This window comes from Desulfococcus multivorans (genome assembly GCF_001854245.1).
In the GTDB taxonomy this organism is placed as follows: Bacteria; Desulfobacterota; Desulfobacteria; order Desulfobacterales; family Desulfococcaceae; genus Desulfococcus; species Desulfococcus multivorans.
The window spans coordinates 865,388-882,701 of the sequence record NZ_CP015381.1 but is presented as its reverse complement, the minus strand read 5'-3'; the positions used below and the strand labels follow the sequence as shown (position 1 = coordinate 882,701).

The following is a 17,314-nucleotide window of genomic DNA, read 5'->3' as shown; positions in this document are numbered from 1 at the left end:
CCCCTGTGGTTATATTCGATTCAATCCAGGAGTTACGCCATGCAAGACCATCTCAAGGAAAAGCTGTCAAAATCGATCCCGGTTCGCATCGGCCTTCCGGCGATGCTGACCCTTATCCTGTTCGTGACTGCTATTTTTTTCATCATCCTTCCGGCCCTGGAGGAGAGTTTCCTGGCACGAAAGCGTGAAATGATCCGGGAGTTGACCGAATCCGCCTGGAGTATCCTGGCCACCTTCGAGACCTGGGAGCGGGACGGCAAGATGAGCCGTCGGGAAGCCCAGGAACGTGCCGTCGAGCAGATCCGGAACCTCCGCTACGGACCGGAAAAAAAGGATTATTTCTGGATAAACGACAAGATTCCGCGAATGGTCATGCATCCCTATCGGACGGATCTGGAGGGCCGCGACGTCTCCAAATTTCAGGATCCTCGAGGAAAACGGCTTTTCATGGAGTTTGTCCGGGTGGTGGAGGCATCAGGCGCGGGTTATGTCGACTATATGTGGCAATGGAAAGACGCCCCCGCCAAAATCGTTCCAAAGCTTTCCTACGTCAAGGGATTCGAACCCTGGCATTGGATCATCGGTACCGGCATCTACATCGATGACGTCCACGCCGAAATCGCCCTGATGCGCAGAAAGCTCTCCGTCATTTCGGTAGGCATCCTGTTCGTCGTTTCGCTCCTGGCCTTTTACATCATCCGTCAAACCTTGCATGCCGAACGCATGCGCAGACACAGTCGGGATTTTGTGGCCATTCTGGACCACACGCCGGATTTCATCTATGTAAAAGACACCGCCCACCGATTCACCGCCGCGAGTCAGGCCTATGCCGACCTTATTGGGCACGCTCACTGGGAGGACCTCACCGGGCAAACGGTTTTCGAAATCCTCCCTCTCGATGCGGCCGAAAGATCTCACGCCCTTGATAAAAGAGTGATCGAGAAGAGAGAGGTGATAGAAGCCCACGAACTGCAGTACACGGACGCCAACGGCGGTGTGGGTTGGATGCTCTGCGACAAGCGTCCGTTTTATGATCTGGAAGGCAATGTACTGGGCCTCATCAGTATCAGCAAGAATATCACTTATCTAAAAAGAACTGAGGCGGAACTGCGCCGGGCGCGTCGCGCGGCGGACAAGGCCAATCGTGCCAAAAGCGAATTTCTGGCCAATATGAGCCATGAAATCCGGACCCCCATGAATGCCATCATCGGCATGACCTATCTGGCCCTCAGAACAGAGCTCACGCCCAAGCAAAGGGATTACCTGAAAAAAATCAACGTCTCGGCCTATGCGCTCCTCAGGATCATCAATGATATTCTCGATTTTTCCAAAATTGAAGCCGGCAGACTGGATCTCGAGAAGGTACCGTTCCACCTGGAGGATGTTCTGGACAATTTGGCCAATCTGATCTCCGTCAAGGCCCAGGACAAGGGCCTGGAATTGATTATCGCCACGGCTCCGAACATGCCCATGAACCTTGTGGGAGATCCCCTCAGATTGGGACAAGTGCTCATCAACCTGGCGGGAAATGCCGTCAAATTCACTGAAAAAGGTGAAATCTTTGTATCGGCGGAACTGGAACGGCGTGAAGATCGGAAGGTAACCCTGCGATTTTCGATCAAGGACACCGGCATCGGGATGAGCCGGGAACAGTCGGATAAGCTGTTTCGCGCCTTTATCCAGGCAGACACATCCACCACCCGAAAATACGGCGGCACGGGGTTGGGGCTCACCATCAGCAAACGACTGGTGGACCTGATGGGGGGTGAAATCGGATTTGAAACCGAGGAGGGCAAAGGATCCACCTTCAGTTTTACCGCAGTCTTCGATCTCCAGGACAACAATGCCGGAGCACGGCGACATCGGCGGCATTCAGCCGACCTGAAGGGGCTTCGGGTGCTGGTGGTGGACGACAGCAAGACCTCCCAGGAGATTTTGAAAGGTTACCTGGAGGCCCTCTCCTTTGAGGTATCCACGGCCGATTCCGGGGAAGCGGCGCTGGTACTGCTGGCGTCCGAGGCCCAAAAGGGCCGGGCATTCGATCTCGTATTGATGGACTGGAAGATGCCGGGCATGGACGGTGTCGACACCTCCAGGCGCATCAAGCAGGAAATGAACCTGCCCCACATTCCCGTGGTCATCATGATCACGGCATACGGTCATGAGGCGGTGATGAAACAGGCGGCGGCTGTCGGGCTCGAGGGCTTCCTCATCAAACCCGCCAGCCAGTCCGCACTTTTCAACACCATCACGGAGGTACTCGGCATCGGAGACTCCCCCCAGACATCCGCCGAAACCGCCTCGACAATGGATCCGGCAGACAAGCGACGGATCAAAGGCGCACGCGTGCTCCTGGCCGAAGACAACGACATCAATCAGCAGGTCGCCCTGGAACTCCTGACGCAGATGGGGTTGGTCGTGGATCTCGCCGACGACGGAAAAGCGGCCCTCGAAGCATGGCAGGCCGAAAATTACGATCTGGTGCTGATGGATATTCAAATGCCGGTGATGGATGGATTGACCGCAACGCGCCGCATTCGGGAAATCGAGAAGCAGCGCATGAAAACTTCGGGCGTCGCCGCGCCGACCCCGATCATTGCCATGACGGCCCATGCCATGGCCGGAGATCGGGACAAAAGCCTGGCCGCCGGAATGAACGATCACATCACCAAACCCATCGACCCGGAAGCGCTGTTCGCGGCGATGGTTAGATGGATTCCGCCGACCGACCGCACACCACCGCCCCAACCCGTCGAAATCGAAAGCCCGCCGTCACCCTCAGGTCCGGAACCGAATTTGAACGAGATATCGGGAATTTCGGTCGAAAACGGCCTGATGCGCGTGGGAAACAACGAAGCCCTCTATAGACGCCTCCTGAAAAAATTCTATCAGGATCATGGAAGCGCCGCCGATGAGATTCGGGAAGCACTGGCCCGGAACGACGCGCCGCTGGCCCTGCGCCTGGCCCATACACTGAAGGGCGTTGCGGGCAACATCGGCGCCCGGGAACTCGAGATCGCAGCAGGCGAGCTGGAATCGGCCCTCCGGAAGGGTGAAATAGAGGATAGTCAAGAGCGGTTAGAGCCGTTCGGTGCAGCCTTGAAAAAGATTCTCGATGCGTTGAAACCCTTCGTCTCCGAAACGGATTCACCGGAACGGAGCGCCGGCCGGGCCGGAGAGATGACCCCGGACATGCTCCGGGACCTTCTTATCCGACTGAAATCCCCGGTGCAGAAGCGCCAACCCCGACAGAGCAAAATCCTCATGACAGAGATTGACGGAGCGGTCTGGCCCCGGCGTTTCTCCCGCCGGCTGGAGACACTGAGGCATCAAATCGACAAATATCAATATAAGGAAGCCTTGACGACGCTGGATGAACTCCTCGAGAAGGTTGAAAGGAATGACGGACCGTGACAACCTCGGTGAATCTCGACCGCCCTCCGCCTGAGAGCCTTTTGACAAATCAGGCTTGGAGGGAAAACCGTTTTCATCGAAGAAAACAATGGAGACGGCATTGTTTCATGATGCGATGTCGCATGATTGGCGCGGCTTTGATGCTGGTGCTGTGCGGGCTTGGCGTCCCCCCCGCTGATGCCTTGGAAAAAATCGTCCTGCAGCTTCGATGGGATCATCAGTTTCAGTTCGCAGGATACTACGCGGCATTGTGGAAAGGGTACTACCGGGATGCCGGCCTGGAGGTTGAAATCCGATCCGGCTTAAACCCGGATCAGACCAAGGTCGACACGCTGACGGCAGTGGCGGAAGGGCGTGCCCATTTCGGCATTGGCGCGGTGGATATCCTGGCAGCCCAGGATCAGGGATTGCCCCTCGTGATCCTGGCTTCCATTTTTCAGCAGAGCGCCGTCGCCTTTTATGCCCTTGGCACGACGGCACTCACCTCTCCAGCGGATCTCTTACGACTGCGGGTCGGACGAAAACCCGGGGATGCGTCCGATGTGGAGATGCAGGCCATGTTGCGCGCCGAAGGTATCGATCCCGAAAAGGTGCCGGCTCATCCCGTCCGTTTTGGCGTTCCGGATCTGCTTACGGGGGAGGTGGACGTCATTCCGGACGATACCCTGGCAGCAGAGTGGATCGCTCGGCAGATGGGTCTGCATCTGGTCTCCATCAATCCGTCCTCTTACGGCGTCGGCTTTTACGGCGACAGTCTTTTCACCCGCAAGCAGCTTGTGGACGAAAACCCCGACATGGTCCGACGATTTACTCAGGCCTCGCTCCGGGGCTGGCATTACGCCATGGAACATACCCATGAGGTGGCCGACAGGATCGAATGGGAGTTCAGGCGAATCCTTCCGGTAATGGATTTTGCCGATTTCAACCGGTTCCAGGCACATAAGATCGCGCATCTGATGCATTATCCTTTTGTGGAGCCCGGTCATACCAACCCCGAGCGATGGCGGGAGATGTTGAAGCATCTTCACGGCGCAGGACTCGTATCCAGAGCCGATGTCGACATGAACCGGCTCATCTTCAATTCCGCCAACCGCCGGCAGGCCCACAAAACGCTTCTGATGAAAACCGTCATGATCGGAGGCGGCATTCTTCTTATCGTGATGCTTGTCGGTCTGGTCTGGATCTTCCAGATCCGACGCCAGAAAGCGGCCCTCCGCGAAGCCGAAGAGCAAAGCCGACTCATCCTGGAATCCGCGGGGGAAGGCATCTTTGGGGTGGATAACGACGGACGGACGATCTTTATCAATCCCGCCGCGGTTCGGCTTCTCGACTTCACGGCCGACGAACTCCTGGGGCGACGTATCCATAACCTGATCCACCACTCGACCGTGGACGGTCAACCCTACCCTGAGGAGAAGTGCCCCATGTCGGCGGCATACACCCGGGGCGTCCAGGACCATGTAACCCAGGAGGTTCTCTGGCGCAAGAACGGTACATGCTTTCCAGTGGAATATACCAGCACCCCCATCCGGAAGAATGGTCAGGTGGTCGGCGCCGTCGTCACTTTCCGGGACCTTACGGAGATGACCGCGCTCAATCGGGATTTTGTCTCGCTGCTGGAGGAGACATCCGACTTCATCTACATCAAGGACCGTACCCACCGATTCACCGCCGCCAGCCAGTCTTATGCCGACCTTACCGACCATACCCACTGGAAAGAACTTTTAGGAAAGACCGATTTCGATATCTTGCCTCGAGGGGAAGCCGAACGAAACTATGCTTCTGAAAAAGCCGTGATTCACAACGGCCAAACCATCAAGGGACGTGAATGGCGATACACGGACCGGCAAGGACGGACACGATGGATGCTCTGCGATATGCGACCCATATTCGGCCACACCGGAGAGATATTGGGGTTGATCGGCGTCAGCAGAGACATTACGGAAATCAAACAGAAGGAGGAGGAGCTTCGTCGGGCAAAGTCGGCGGCGGATCGGGCCAACAGGGCCAAGAGTGAATTCTTGGCCAACATGAGCCATGAAATCCGTACACCCATGAATGCCGTCATCGGCATGACCTACCTGGCCATGCAGACGCCCCTGACCCCCAAACAAATGGATTATCTTCAAAAAATTCATGTGTCCGCCCACAGCCTGCTCAGAATCATCAACGATATCCTTGATTTTTCCAAAATTGAGGCCGGCAAACTCGACATGGAACAGGTGACCTTTCACCTGGAAGAAGTCATGAACAACGTGTCGGTCCTCATCTCCGGAAAAACCCGAGACAAGGGTCTGGAACTGTTGATCGCCGTTTCTCGGGACGTACCCCAGGTCCTCGTAGGCGACCCGGTCCGGCTGAGTCAGATCCTGATCAACCTTTTGGGAAATGCCGTCAAATTCACCGAGAAAGGCGAAATTGTCGTCTCGGTGACGACCCAGAAGAACGTCGGCAGCAACGTTACCTTAGGTTTCGAGGTGCGTGACACGGGCATCGGCATGACCCGGGATCAGGCTGAAAAGCTTTTCAACCCTTTTACCCAGGCCGACTCGTCCACCACCCGCAGATATGGCGGCACCGGTCTGGGCTTAACCATCAGCAAACGGCTGGTGGAGTTGATGGGCGGAGAAATCGAGATCGAGTCCGAGATCGGCAAAGGCTCGGTTTTTCGGTTCACAGCCGTATTCGGCCTTGATGAAAACGCCCGTCGGAAACGCGTCCAGGCTGTCGGCGGACTCCGGGGAATGCGGGTCCTGGTGGTTGATGACAGCGCCACCGCCCGGAATATCCTGAAGGATTATCTTACAGCGATGACTTTCGAGGTGTCTACGGCCGGTTCCGGGGAAGTCGCTCTGGCGGAGCTTGAACACGCCATAGGGGAAGGACGACCTTACCCCCTGGTCCTCATGGACTGGAAAATGCCGGGGATGGACGGCGTGGAAGCCGCCCGTCGGATCAAAGAAACGCTTCCCAAACCGCACATACCCGCGGTTATCATGGTAACGGCCTACAGCCGCGAGGAGATCACCGCCCAAACGGATGTGAACGTCCTTGACGGCTTTCTCCTGAAACCGACCCACCCGTCCGTGCTGTTCAACACCATCATGGGCCTGTTCCAAAAAGACGTCTCCGTACCGCCGCGTATCCTCTCGAAACCTGTTGTGCCGCCGGAAGCGCTGAAGCGGATCCTCGGCGCCAGGGTCCTTTTGGTGGAAGACAACGACATCAACCGCCAGGTTGCCGTGGAGCTGCTGGAACAGATGGGCGTGAGGGTGGATGTCGCCGCCGACGGCAAAGCCGCCCTCGAAGCCCTGGAAACCAAACGGTACGACCTGGTGTTCATGGATATCCAGATGCCGTCCATGGACGGATTCGAGACAACCCGACGCATTCGGACATCAGGCGGTCCGCATCTTTCTCCCGCATCCGATGCATCCCACGCAAAGGGATCGTCTCCCCTGATCCCCATCGTCGCCATGACGGCCCATGCCTTGACCGGAGATCGAGAGAAATGTATCGAAGCCGGTATGAACGAGCACATCGCCAAGCCCATCGATCCGGAAACGCTCTTTTCCGTTCTGATCAAATGGATTTCCCGCGGGGAGTCCGACATTTCATCCGCGGAAATGCTTTCCGGAACGGTGCCGCCAAACAAACCGGGTCTTCCTTCATCCATCCACGGACCGACGTTTGAATCCCCGATGCCGCCATCGATTTCAACGGATCTGCCGGGCATTTCCGTCAAGCACGGCCTTTCCCGCGTGGGCGGAAACGCGGATCTATATCTGAGCCTGTTGAAAAAATTCTATCAGGAGAACCAGGCCGTCTCTCTCGAGATCACGACGTCCTTGATGTCGAAGGACCCGGAACCCGGCCGCCGAAGGCTTCACTCGCTGAAAGGCGTCGCCGGGAATATCGGGGCATCAGCCCTTTACAGGGCGTCGACGGAACTGGAGTCTGCTCTGAACGGAGGAGACCGGGTGGAGATCGCGAAGCGAATCCGGATATTCGAATCGGCCCTTGAGGCCGTTCTCGACACCCTTCGGGATCGGATAATGCAACCTGACACGCCTGATGAAGTATCATCAAAGGCGATGTCGCCGAATGGCACCGCCCTGGCGTTTCGTGGAGCGGCAACAGCGGATCTGAACACATTAAAACGCCTCCTCTCCGAGATGCAGCCCCATCTTATCAAAGGAAAGCCCATTCCGATCAGAGACATCATGGCCCAAATCAACATCCTGGCCTGGCCGGACCCGGTTTTCCCGAAAATTGCGGAACTTGGCAGGTTGATCGACAGATATCGGTTCAGGGAAGCGACGGCAGTCGTGAAAAGATTGCTGGCGTCGACCGAGGATGAATAACCCTTTTCCGGACACACCAGAAACGAGGTGAGACATATGTGTGACATATCGACTTGTACCGTCATGATCGTGGACGACACCGAAACCAACATCGATATCCTGGTCGAAGCGCTGGGCAAGGATTTCGACCTCCGCGTGGCCATGGACGGTGAAACGGCCCTGGAAGCCATAGCGGACGAGCCCCCGGATTTGATTCTCCTGGATATCATGATGCCCGGCATGGATGGATACGAGGTGTGTCGCCGACTGAAGGCCGTTCCCGAAACCCGGGATATTCCCATTGTGTTTTTGACCGCCATGAGCGACGAGGAGGATGAGGCGAGAGGGCTTGGTCTGGGGGCTGTGGACTATATCACGAAACCCTTCAGTCCCGCCCTGGTCAAAGCCAGGGTTCGAAACCAGCTGGAACTTAAACGCTACCGGGACCATCTGGAAGACCTGGTTCGCGAGCGTACCCGCCAGCTGGTTCTGACCCAGGACGTCACCATACAGAGCATGGGAACTCTGGCCGAATACCGCGATCCGGAAACAGGCGGGCACATCAGGCGCACCCAGCATTACGTCAGAATCCTGGCCGAGCATCTGAAAACTCATCCCAAGTTTCGAGAACGTCTCACCGACACCGCCATCGAGCTTCTGGTCAAATCCGCACCCCTCCATGACATCGGCAAGGTCGGCGTGCGTGACAACATCCTGCTCAAACCGGGGGAGCTGACTGAAGCGGAATTCGAAGAAATGAAACAGCACACCGTCTACGGGAGGGATGCCATTTTAGCCTCCGAAAAAAAATTGGGTCAGGATTCCTTTCTCTCGGTTGCCCGCGAAATCGCATACAGCCATCAGGAAAAATGGGACGGCACCGGATATCCTCAAGGACTCAAGGGAGAAGAGATCCCCCTCTTCGGTCGGCTGATGGCCGTGGCCGACGTCTATGACGCCTTGATCAGCAAAAGGGTTTACAAGCCGCCCTATCCCCATGAAACCGCAGTGGCGATGATTCGGGAGGGACGGGGAACCCACTTCGATCCGGATGTCGTGGACGCGTTTCTCGATCTGTCGGACGAGTTCAGAAAAATCGCTCTGGAGAATGCCGATTTTGAAGAGGAGCGAGTGCTGCTGTCCCAATAACGGAACACGGTATCCCACATTCAGTAACGCCAGTGTTGAGGAGTTCGTTTTCATGATCGACCATTTCCGATTTGCAGCGCCGGTCTATGACCGTCTGCTGGGCCCGCCTGACCGCCGCCTCGTCACCCGGCTGCTGCGACTGCCCGCGAGGGGAATGCTTCTGGACGCCGGCGGCGGTACCGGCCGGGTCTCGACACATCTCCGGAATTGGGTAGACGGCCTCGTCGTCAGCGACCTATCCCGGCCCATGCTGGCCGAAGCCGTTCGAAAAGATCTTTGGGCGGTGTCGGCTGCAGCCGAATGCTTGCCGTTTCCCGATGCGGCCTTTGATCGAATTCTTGTCGTGGATGCCCTTCACCATTTCCGCCGTCAGGAGGTCGCCGTCGCGGAGTTCGCGCGCATCCTGAAACCCGGGGGGCGACTTCTGATCGAGGAGCCGGACCTCAGGCGAATCACGGCTCGGGCCGTGGCGTTGGTCGAAAAGCTGCTCCTCATGCACAGTCGCTTTCACCCCCCGTCGGCCATCATCGGAATGATGCACGAAAGCGGAATTTCGGGGCGCATCGCGGCAAACGGCTTTTTCCGTGTCTGGATCACCGGCGACAAGCCCGAACAAAATCCCGGCACCTGATATTCAACCGGTTCCGCACCCTGGTAACGAAAAGGATGGGTAACGCGAATATCGGACCTTCTGGGAAACCGCCACCGTTACGTCCGGTAGATTCTGAGGGGCACCACGTTGGTAGACATATCCTCTTGATCTTTTTCGTTGATCAGCTTTTCGAAAATCTCGAGGGCGGCATGCACGACATCGGAATCGAACTGGGTGCCTTTGTTCTTGAGCAATTCCCGTCGAATCGCTTCCGGCTTGAGGGGCTCACGGTATGGACGCCTGGAGTTCATCGCGTCGAACGCATCGGCGACAATGATAATTTTTTCGGACAGACTGAGCTGATCGCCGGATAGACCGTCCGGATACCCCCGCCCGTCTTCTCGTTCATGGTGGTGGCGCACGATGGCGCGCTCCTCTCTGAGGCTCGCGGTCGGCTTCAAGATTTCATCCCCGAAATCAGGATGCTTACGAATGGAATGAAACTCGTTTTCATCGAGCTTCCCGGTCTTGTTGAGAATGCTTTCGAGCACACCGATCTTTCCGATATCATGAAGTAGCGCCGCATTTTGCAGCACGCGCAATTTTTTTTCATCAAGTGACATTTTCCTGCCGATGTCGACGCAAATCCTGGCGACGCGCTCGGAATGACCATATGTATATTCATCTTTTAATTCCAAAGACTTGGCAAGAGATCGGATTGAACTGAAATAGGCCTGGTCCAGTTCCAGGAAAAGTTTTTTATTGTCGAGGGCGATTGCAGCGTGGCTGGTCAATACGGAAATAATCTGTCTTTCGGACTCGCTGAGCTTTCCTGACATTTTCCTGCGGATCAGGTTGATAAAACCCTTGATTTCATAAGACTGGCGCAGCGGCACCGATATCAATTCATAATCGGGCAAAAAATCCATGCCGATGGTACAGTATTTCAGATCCTCCTGCAGGGGTTCAAAACTGAAATTACACGAATAAATCCGTCTATAGGATTGAAACGGATTTCCGAGAATAACATTTTGTTTTTCTACGATTACCTTGGTTGCGATATCGAGGATGTGGTCATCGGCGTCTCGGCTTTTCCGGGCGACCGTCATCAACCGTTCATCTTCCCCTATCAAGGTCAGAAAACCCGCCTGAGCGGTGGTGGCTTCGAGAGCCGAATCGATAATGAGCTGGTAGGGATATTGATAATCCTGGAGGGAATTGATGGCCTGGCTGGCCTTGAAAAGCCCCTGCAGGCGCTGGTTATGAAGCATGAGTTCGGCGTTGGAATCCTTGAGCAGTTCAATGTTCTCTTTAAGCGTTTTCTGCATGAAGGAAAACCGGTTTCCAAGAAAACCGATCTCATCATTGGAATGGACCTCTATGTTGCAGTCATAATCGCCGCCGGTGATGGCTTCCACGCTCTTGACGAGTGCGCTCACAGGTTTGGAAATTCGTCTTGCGAGAATAACCGATAACATGCAGGATGCAAAAAGTACGATCACGCCGAGGGTCAACAGCGTAATTCGGGTTTTATGTATAGCTTTTTTGATGTATTTCAAAGACATGCCGATTCTGACCGTCGCCCATTTTTTGTCTTTGATATACACCGGCGTGGCAATGTCGCATACCTTCTCCGGCGTATTTCCGAAATGAAGGTATTGGACTATCTCTTCCGTCGCGACAAGCGCCTTCGTATCGGTTTCAGTTCCGATAATCTGCGTCTTTTTGTAGGTATCGTTGCCGCTGAATGCCGCAACATCGCCGTCAAAAAGCTGAACAAGGGCATACTCCAGATCGTTTTCCTCCGTTACCTTGGCGACGACCTGTTCAATGCTCACGTAATTGAACGTTGCGATATAATTGGTGTTCAATGCTGCCAGATTCCGGCTGATGGAATGCCCGCGCTTCAGGAACTCTGCCAGAATCGAGTCCCGCATCTGCTTCTCGACCACAAAGATCGTCGTAATCATGATCAGGCATTCCAACACGACAACGCCCAGCAAAAATTTGCTGTGAAGTCTGAATCGTATTCCCCCCGTATGGGCCGGTCCCGATATGGATGTCACTCAGAATCCCCAATTGTGATAAATTTTCTTATGCGCAAAACACACCTTATCGGCAGAGCAAGATAAATACCAGTTCATACGCTAATTCGGAATCCTTTTTTCTTTCGTTGCTCATTTCGGCATCCACGGCAGCGAAACATGTTCACTATACTTATGAATTCAGATAGCTGATATAAATGAGCCGGTCTGCCGCTCTGGAAAAATAATGAATTTCATACCGCCTGTGTTCAAGATATTCAAATGTTCGACAAAATCCGGCACTGCGAACACAGCTATATTTTGTCTTCGATTTGACAAATTTTGTTGATAGTGTTGACGCCCACCGTCAACATCGCGAGATTTCGACTTTCGACTTTCATGATAGTGACCGGATAGCGATGCCGGCCTATGAATATCGAAAGTTGAGGCGAGAATTGAAAGTTGCGTTGGAAATATTGGATTTCCGCTGAAATGCATTATCTTGATGTGACGATACGCCGATATAAGTTTGATGAGACAAATATTATTTGACATTCCACCCTTTGCATCGTATTTATAGCATTCATCATAAATTGAAGGAGATAGACGCCTGATGAAAAATGCTTTCATTGAATGGCACAGAACGGCACTTGAAATTTTCTCTATGGATGAGAGGTGGTTAACGAGATGGTGTTAAAGGATATCTCAAACGGAGAGCGTATCAAACTTCTCGCTGTAGACGGCGGATGTAACCTGCAGTGCCGGCTGGCGGGAATGGGCCTGGTTCCGGGCATGGAAGTGACGGTGATCAGCAATATCCCGGGCAGACCGATCATTCTCGAGACTTACGGCATTCGTCTGTCCCTCTGCCGGAAAATGGCCTCCCGAATTCAAGTACTCAAAACCAACGGCGTCGCAATGTCCCACCCGTCTCCGCCCGCCATCTGCCCCAAGGGGATCGTCCCCAAAACATCCATTTGCGAGCCTGGAGTCCGGTGCCGTCGAAGATTATGCCGACTGCGCCAGATGCAGGTCAACCAGACCGGCACCATCCGATCGGTCAAAGCCCAGGGGGAGTTGGGACGCCGAATCCGCGACATGGGGCTCATCCCCAATACAGAGATCACCATAGTCGGTCGGGCGCCTTTAAAGGATCCCGTCGCCCTTCGCCTGAGAGATTTTACCCTTTCTCTCAGAAACAATGAAGCCGATTTCATCACCGTGGAAGTCTCCGGAGGCGGGTGTGAAGAAGACGCTGAGCATTGCGCTTGCGGGTAATCCCAATGCCGGGAAGACCACCATGTTCAACGCCCTTACGGGCGCACGCCAGAGCGTGGGAAACTATCCCGGCGTCACCGTGGAAAAACGCGAGGGATATCTCCACGTTAATGGACGTAAGATCAACATCGTCGACCTCCCCGGCACCTATTCCCTGACCGCTTATTCTCAGGAAGAGCTGGTCGCCCGCGACTATCTCATCAATGAGCGCCCCCAGTTGGTGATCGACATCATCGACGCCAACAGCCTCGAGCGAAACCTCTATCTTGCGGTACAGTTCATGGAAATGGGCATCCCCATGGTCCTGGCGCTCAACATGATGGACGAGGTTCGGAAAAGCGGCAAAAAAATCGATACCCGGAAACTTTCCCAACTCCTCGGGGTACCGGTGGTGGAAACCGTAGCCCGGAGCGGCGAGGGAAAACAGGCGTTGATCGAGATCGCCCTGGCAGAAATCCGCGAACAGGAAGATGGGTGGCGCCCTCTTGAAATCTCCTACGGCCCCGACATCGATCCGGTCCTCCAGGAGATGACAGCCCTCATCCAGAACGCCGGATTCCTGACAGACACCTACCCCTCGCGGTGGCTCGCACTCAAATATCTCGAAGGCGACGTCCAGATCAAATCCCTGGGAACATCGGCGGGTGAGATCGGCAGCGCCCTGGAGGACATGGTTCAACGGGTGACCGAGCACTGCCGGGTAACCCTCGATTCCATCCCGGAAGCAATCATCGCAGACTATCGTTACGGCTATATCGCCTCGGTTACCAAACAGGGGGTATTTATTCAGCGGGGTCACCAGGAACGGATCCATCTTTCAGACAAAATCGACCGGATCCTGACCCACCGGTTCACCGGTCCCCTTCTCATGATCGGTGTTCTCTACGGCATGTTCGTCGCCACCTTTACGGTGGGAGAAATCCCAATGGGATGGTTCGAAGCGTTTTTCACCTGGCTGTCCGAAAAAACCATGGAAGCGATCCCGCCGGGGCTACTCCAGTCTTTGCTGGTGGATGGCGTCATCGCGGGGGTCGGCGGTGTGCTGGGGTTCGTTCCGCTGATCATGGTCATGTTTCTGGGCATCGCCTTCCTGGAGGATTCAGGCTACATGGCCCGGATGGCCTATATGATGGACCGGGTTCTCCGAATCTTCGGTCTTCACGGATGTTCGGTCATGCCCTTCATCGTTGCCGGCGGTATTCCCGGCGGATGCGCGGTGCCGGGCGTGATGGGCGCCCGGACACTGAGGAGCCCCAAGGAAAAGCTGGCCACCCTTCTGACGGTTCCGTTCATGCCCTGCGGCGCGAAAGTGCCGGTATTTCTTCTCCTCGGCGCAGCCTTTTTCGAGGAGTCCGCCGCCACCGTCCTCTTCTGGATCACCATCGGCTCCTGGGCGACGGCCCTCGTGGTGGCGTGGGTTCTCAGGAACACCGTAATCCGGGGCGAAGCCACCCCCTTTGTCATGGAGCTTCCCCCCTATCGATTGCCCACCTTCAAAGGTCTCTGCATCCACACATGGGAACGGGCCTGGCAATATGCCAAGAAGGCCGGCACGGTCATTCTGGCCATCTCCATTCTCATCTGGTCGTGCATGACCTTTCCCACCTTGCCCCGTGAGCAAAGCCAGGCTTTTGAGATGCAGCGGACGGCGGTACTTTCCCGGACGCCGGAAAACCCGGACGCGGAAATCATACGGCAAATCGGCAACGAGATTCTTGCCATCGACAACCGGGAGGCCGAAGCCGCCCTGAGGCATTCCTATGCCGGTCGCCTGGGAACGGCTTTCGAGTCCTTCACCCGGCTGGCAGGTTTCGACTGGCGCACGAACATCGCGCTTTTGGGCGGATTCGCCGCCAAGGAGGTGATCGTGTCCACGCTGGGAACGGCCTATGCCATGGGCGATGTGGCCCCGGACTCCAGCGAAAGTCTGGGAAACCGGCTCCGCAGGGACCCTCACTGGAATCGGTTGACCGCTCTCAGTATGATCATTTTCGTCATGCTCTACGCACCCTGTTTCGTCACGGTCGTGGCCATGGCACGGGAGTCCTCCTGGAAATGGGCCCTTTTCAGCGTTATCTACACCACCTTGACGGCCTTTGCCGTATCCACGGCCGTCTACCAGATCGGAGGACGTTTCTTTTCACCCTGAGCCGCCGCAGCCTCTTCCTGAAAAATACCGGGTCCCATGGACCAGCCGGCGGAGACAGAGGAGGAATATGCTGCAGGACGACCCGAAAGAAATCGAAGAACGGCACCACAACCTGATGGACGGCGCCACCGGCCAGATCGACGAGGTTTCCCGGTATGTTCAGGAGCAGCGCCGTGTGGCGGCGGATCCCGCATGTTCTCTGGAAGCCCGGCTCGAGGCTTTTGAAGACATCATCGACTCCGAGGTGGGGGACACCTCGATGGTCCGGGCAAGAAATATCGAGCGGGAGATGGCGCTGCGTCAGATCTACCTCAAATTCGAGGGTGGAAATCCCACGGGAACCCAGAAGGACCGTATCGCTTTTGCTCAGGCGATGGATGCGCTTCGGCGGGGATTCGATACCATCACGGTGGCCACCTGCGGCAATTACGGTGTGGCTTTGGCTTTGGCCGCCTCCTTTGCCGGCATTCGGTGCATCATCTATATTCCTGAGGCCTACCATACCCGCCGAGTGAACGAAATGATCGCTCTGGGCGCCGAGATCGTCCGGGAGGGCAACGACTACGAGCGTGCCGTGGAAGCCTCGTCCGCGCGAGCCGAAAGAGCGGATTTTTACGACGCCAATCCCGGAGGCCACAACACCCTGTTGCAGCTTCAGGCCTATGGGGGAATCTCCTACGAAATCTACGACGAACTTCGCGATGCGCCCTACGTGGTGGCCGTCCCCGTCTCGAACGGCACCACCCTCTCGGGTATCTACAAGGGGTTTCTCAGCCTCTATCGGCGTGGAAAAACCTCCCGGATGCCCAGAATGGTGGCCGGATCCGCCTACCATAAAAACCCGATCGTCCGAGCCTTCCTTAAAGATACCCCGCGGTGCGAGGATTTGCGACCAGAGGCAATTCGGGAAACCAGCATCAACGAGCCGTTGATCAACTGGCATTCCATCGACGGTGATCAAGCGCTGAACGCCATCCGGGAAACCCGCGGCTGGGCCGGCAACGCCACAGACAAGAGCATGCGGGCCTTCTCACGCCTCATTCGGGAACGGGAAGGCCTCGATGTGCTTCCGGCATCCACCGCCGGATTGATCGCCATGATCGAGCATCACCAGAAACAGACACTGCCGGGCGATCGCTATGTCGTTGTTCTGACGGGGAGGAAATCCTGATGCATCCGGAAGGAAACGCCATCGTCTATTGCGAAGGGGCCTTCAACACCCCCAACGGGAAAACCGCCCACGGGCTGGTCCGGTTTACACGACGCTACCGCATCCTGTCCGTGGTGGATTCCCGCCATGCAGGAGAGGATGCTGGACTGATCCTCGACGGGAAGCCCAACGGGATTCCGGTGTCAGCCTCCCTGGCCGCGGCGGTCGAGGCGGCCTCTCAAGGGGCGTATCCGCCCACCCACTGCGTGATCGGCATCGCACCCGACGGGGGCCGGCTCAGTCCCGCCGCCAGAGCCGACGTGGTGCGGGCCGTGGAGATGGGACTGAACGTGGACTGCGGGCTCCATGACTTTTTGAGCGACGATGCCGCGATCAGGGCGTTGGCCGCCGAAAAAGGGATGACGATCCGGGACATCCGAAAGCCGCCCCCGCGGGCGTCTCTCCACTTCTTCAGCGGCAGCATCGAATCCGTCGAGGCTTTCAGGATCGCCGTGCTGGGAACGGACTCCGCCGTCGGCAAACGCACCACGGCCTGGATCCTGGTCCAGGCATTCGAGGCCCTGGGCTGTCGGGCCGAGCTTGTCGGGACCGGCCAGACTGCATGGATGCAAGGCGCCCGTTATACCCTGGTCATGGACGCTCTGGTGAACGACTTCGTCTCAGGCGAGATCGAGCACGCAGTAGTCCGCGCCTGGACTGAGACCCGGCCCGACGTCATCGTCATCGAAGGCCAGGGGAGTCTCATGAACCCGGCCTATCCCGGCGGTTTCGAAATCCTCGCAGCCGGCCGGCCCGACGTGGTCGTACTCCAGCACGCCCCGGCCAGGCGGGATTATGACGGGTTTCCAGGCTACCCCATCCAGCCCCTCAGTCACCAGATTCAGGCCATTCAGATCCTCTCCGGCCGACCGATCGCGGCCGTGACCTTGAATCACGAGGATCTGCCCGCCGAGACGATTCCGACGGTTTGCGCCGCCATTTGCCGGGACGTGGGCGTCCCGGCTTACGATGTACTTCGGAACGGCGGCACCGAACTGGCGAAACGCTTGATGCCCTTTATCCGGGACCGAAAGCTGCTGAAGGAAGTATGGACAGCGCCGTCGTATCCTTTTTGTCCGCCTATCTGATGCACCGGGATGTCCGGACACCGGCAGGTATCCAAAAGCCGTCACCGCCAGGAACTTCATGTCGGCG

9 protein-coding genes are annotated in these 17,314 nt (G+C 56.4%); 8 read left to right on the top strand and 1 reads right to left on the bottom strand.

The features are described 5' to 3' along the window. The first annotated feature begins 39 nt into the window (after positions 1 to 39). From dmul_RS03715 to dmul_RS03700, 4 genes are all read left to right on the top strand, one after another. Positions 40 to 3,414 (top strand): response regulator, encoded by a 3,375-nt coding sequence (locus dmul_RS03715; protein ID WP_020877358.1) that lies wholly within the window; start codon positions 40 to 42, stop codon positions 3,412 to 3,414. A 107-nt stretch (positions 3,415 to 3,521) separates the two neighbouring features. Further along, positions 3,522 to 7,778: a response regulator gene (locus dmul_RS03710; protein ID WP_020877359.1), complete on the top strand. Its 4,257-nt coding sequence runs from the start codon at positions 3,522 to 3,524 to the stop codon at positions 7,776 to 7,778. 36 nt (positions 7,779 to 7,814) lie between these two features. Continuing rightward, positions 7,815 to 8,906, top strand: a complete 1,092-nt coding sequence (locus dmul_RS03705; protein WP_020877360.1) for a response regulator — start codon at positions 7,815 to 7,817, stop codon at positions 8,904 to 8,906. Positions 8,907 to 8,958: 52 nt separating this feature from the next. Beyond that, on the top strand, positions 8,959 to 9,537 hold the full coding sequence (locus dmul_RS03700) for a class I SAM-dependent methyltransferase (RefSeq protein ID WP_020877361.1): 579 nt from the start codon (positions 8,959 to 8,961) through the stop codon (positions 9,535 to 9,537). A 77-nt stretch (positions 9,538 to 9,614) separates the two neighbouring features. Here the strand turns inward: dmul_RS03700 and dmul_RS03695 are convergent, their stop codons facing one another. Next, positions 9,615 to 11,468 carry an HD domain-containing phosphohydrolase gene (locus dmul_RS03695; RefSeq protein WP_144016563.1) on the bottom strand — a complete coding sequence of 618 codons (1,854 nt, stop codon included), beginning with the start codon at positions 11,466 to 11,468 and terminating at the stop codon, positions 9,615 to 9,617. A 741-nt stretch (positions 11,469 to 12,209) separates the two neighbouring features. Here dmul_RS03695 and dmul_RS19640 point away from each other — a divergent pair. From dmul_RS19640 to dmul_RS03675, 4 genes are all read left to right on the top strand, one after another. Then, positions 12,210 to 12,800 carry a FeoA family protein gene (locus dmul_RS19640; protein WP_020877363.1) on the top strand — a complete coding sequence of 197 codons (591 nt, stop codon included), beginning with the start codon at positions 12,210 to 12,212 and terminating at the stop codon, positions 12,798 to 12,800. Next, positions 12,766 to 14,949, top strand: coding sequence for a ferrous iron transport protein B (feoB, locus tag dmul_RS03685; RefSeq protein WP_020877364.1), 2,184 nt, complete (start codon positions 12,766 to 12,768; stop codon positions 14,947 to 14,949). The genes dmul_RS19640 and feoB overlap by 35 nt, the downstream gene beginning before the upstream one ends. Before the next feature lie 67 nt (positions 14,950 to 15,016). Continuing rightward, entirely contained in the window at positions 15,017 to 16,120 is a 1,104-nt protein-coding gene (locus dmul_RS03680) for a pyridoxal-phosphate dependent enzyme (protein WP_020877365.1), read from the top strand. After that, positions 16,120 to 17,247 (top strand): N-acetyltransferase DgcN family protein, encoded by a 1,128-nt coding sequence (locus dmul_RS03675; RefSeq protein ID WP_020877366.1) that lies wholly within the window; start codon positions 16,120 to 16,122, stop codon positions 17,245 to 17,247. The genes dmul_RS03680 and dmul_RS03675 overlap by 1 nt, the downstream gene beginning before the upstream one ends. The last annotated feature ends 67 nt before the right edge of the window (positions 17,248 to 17,314 follow it).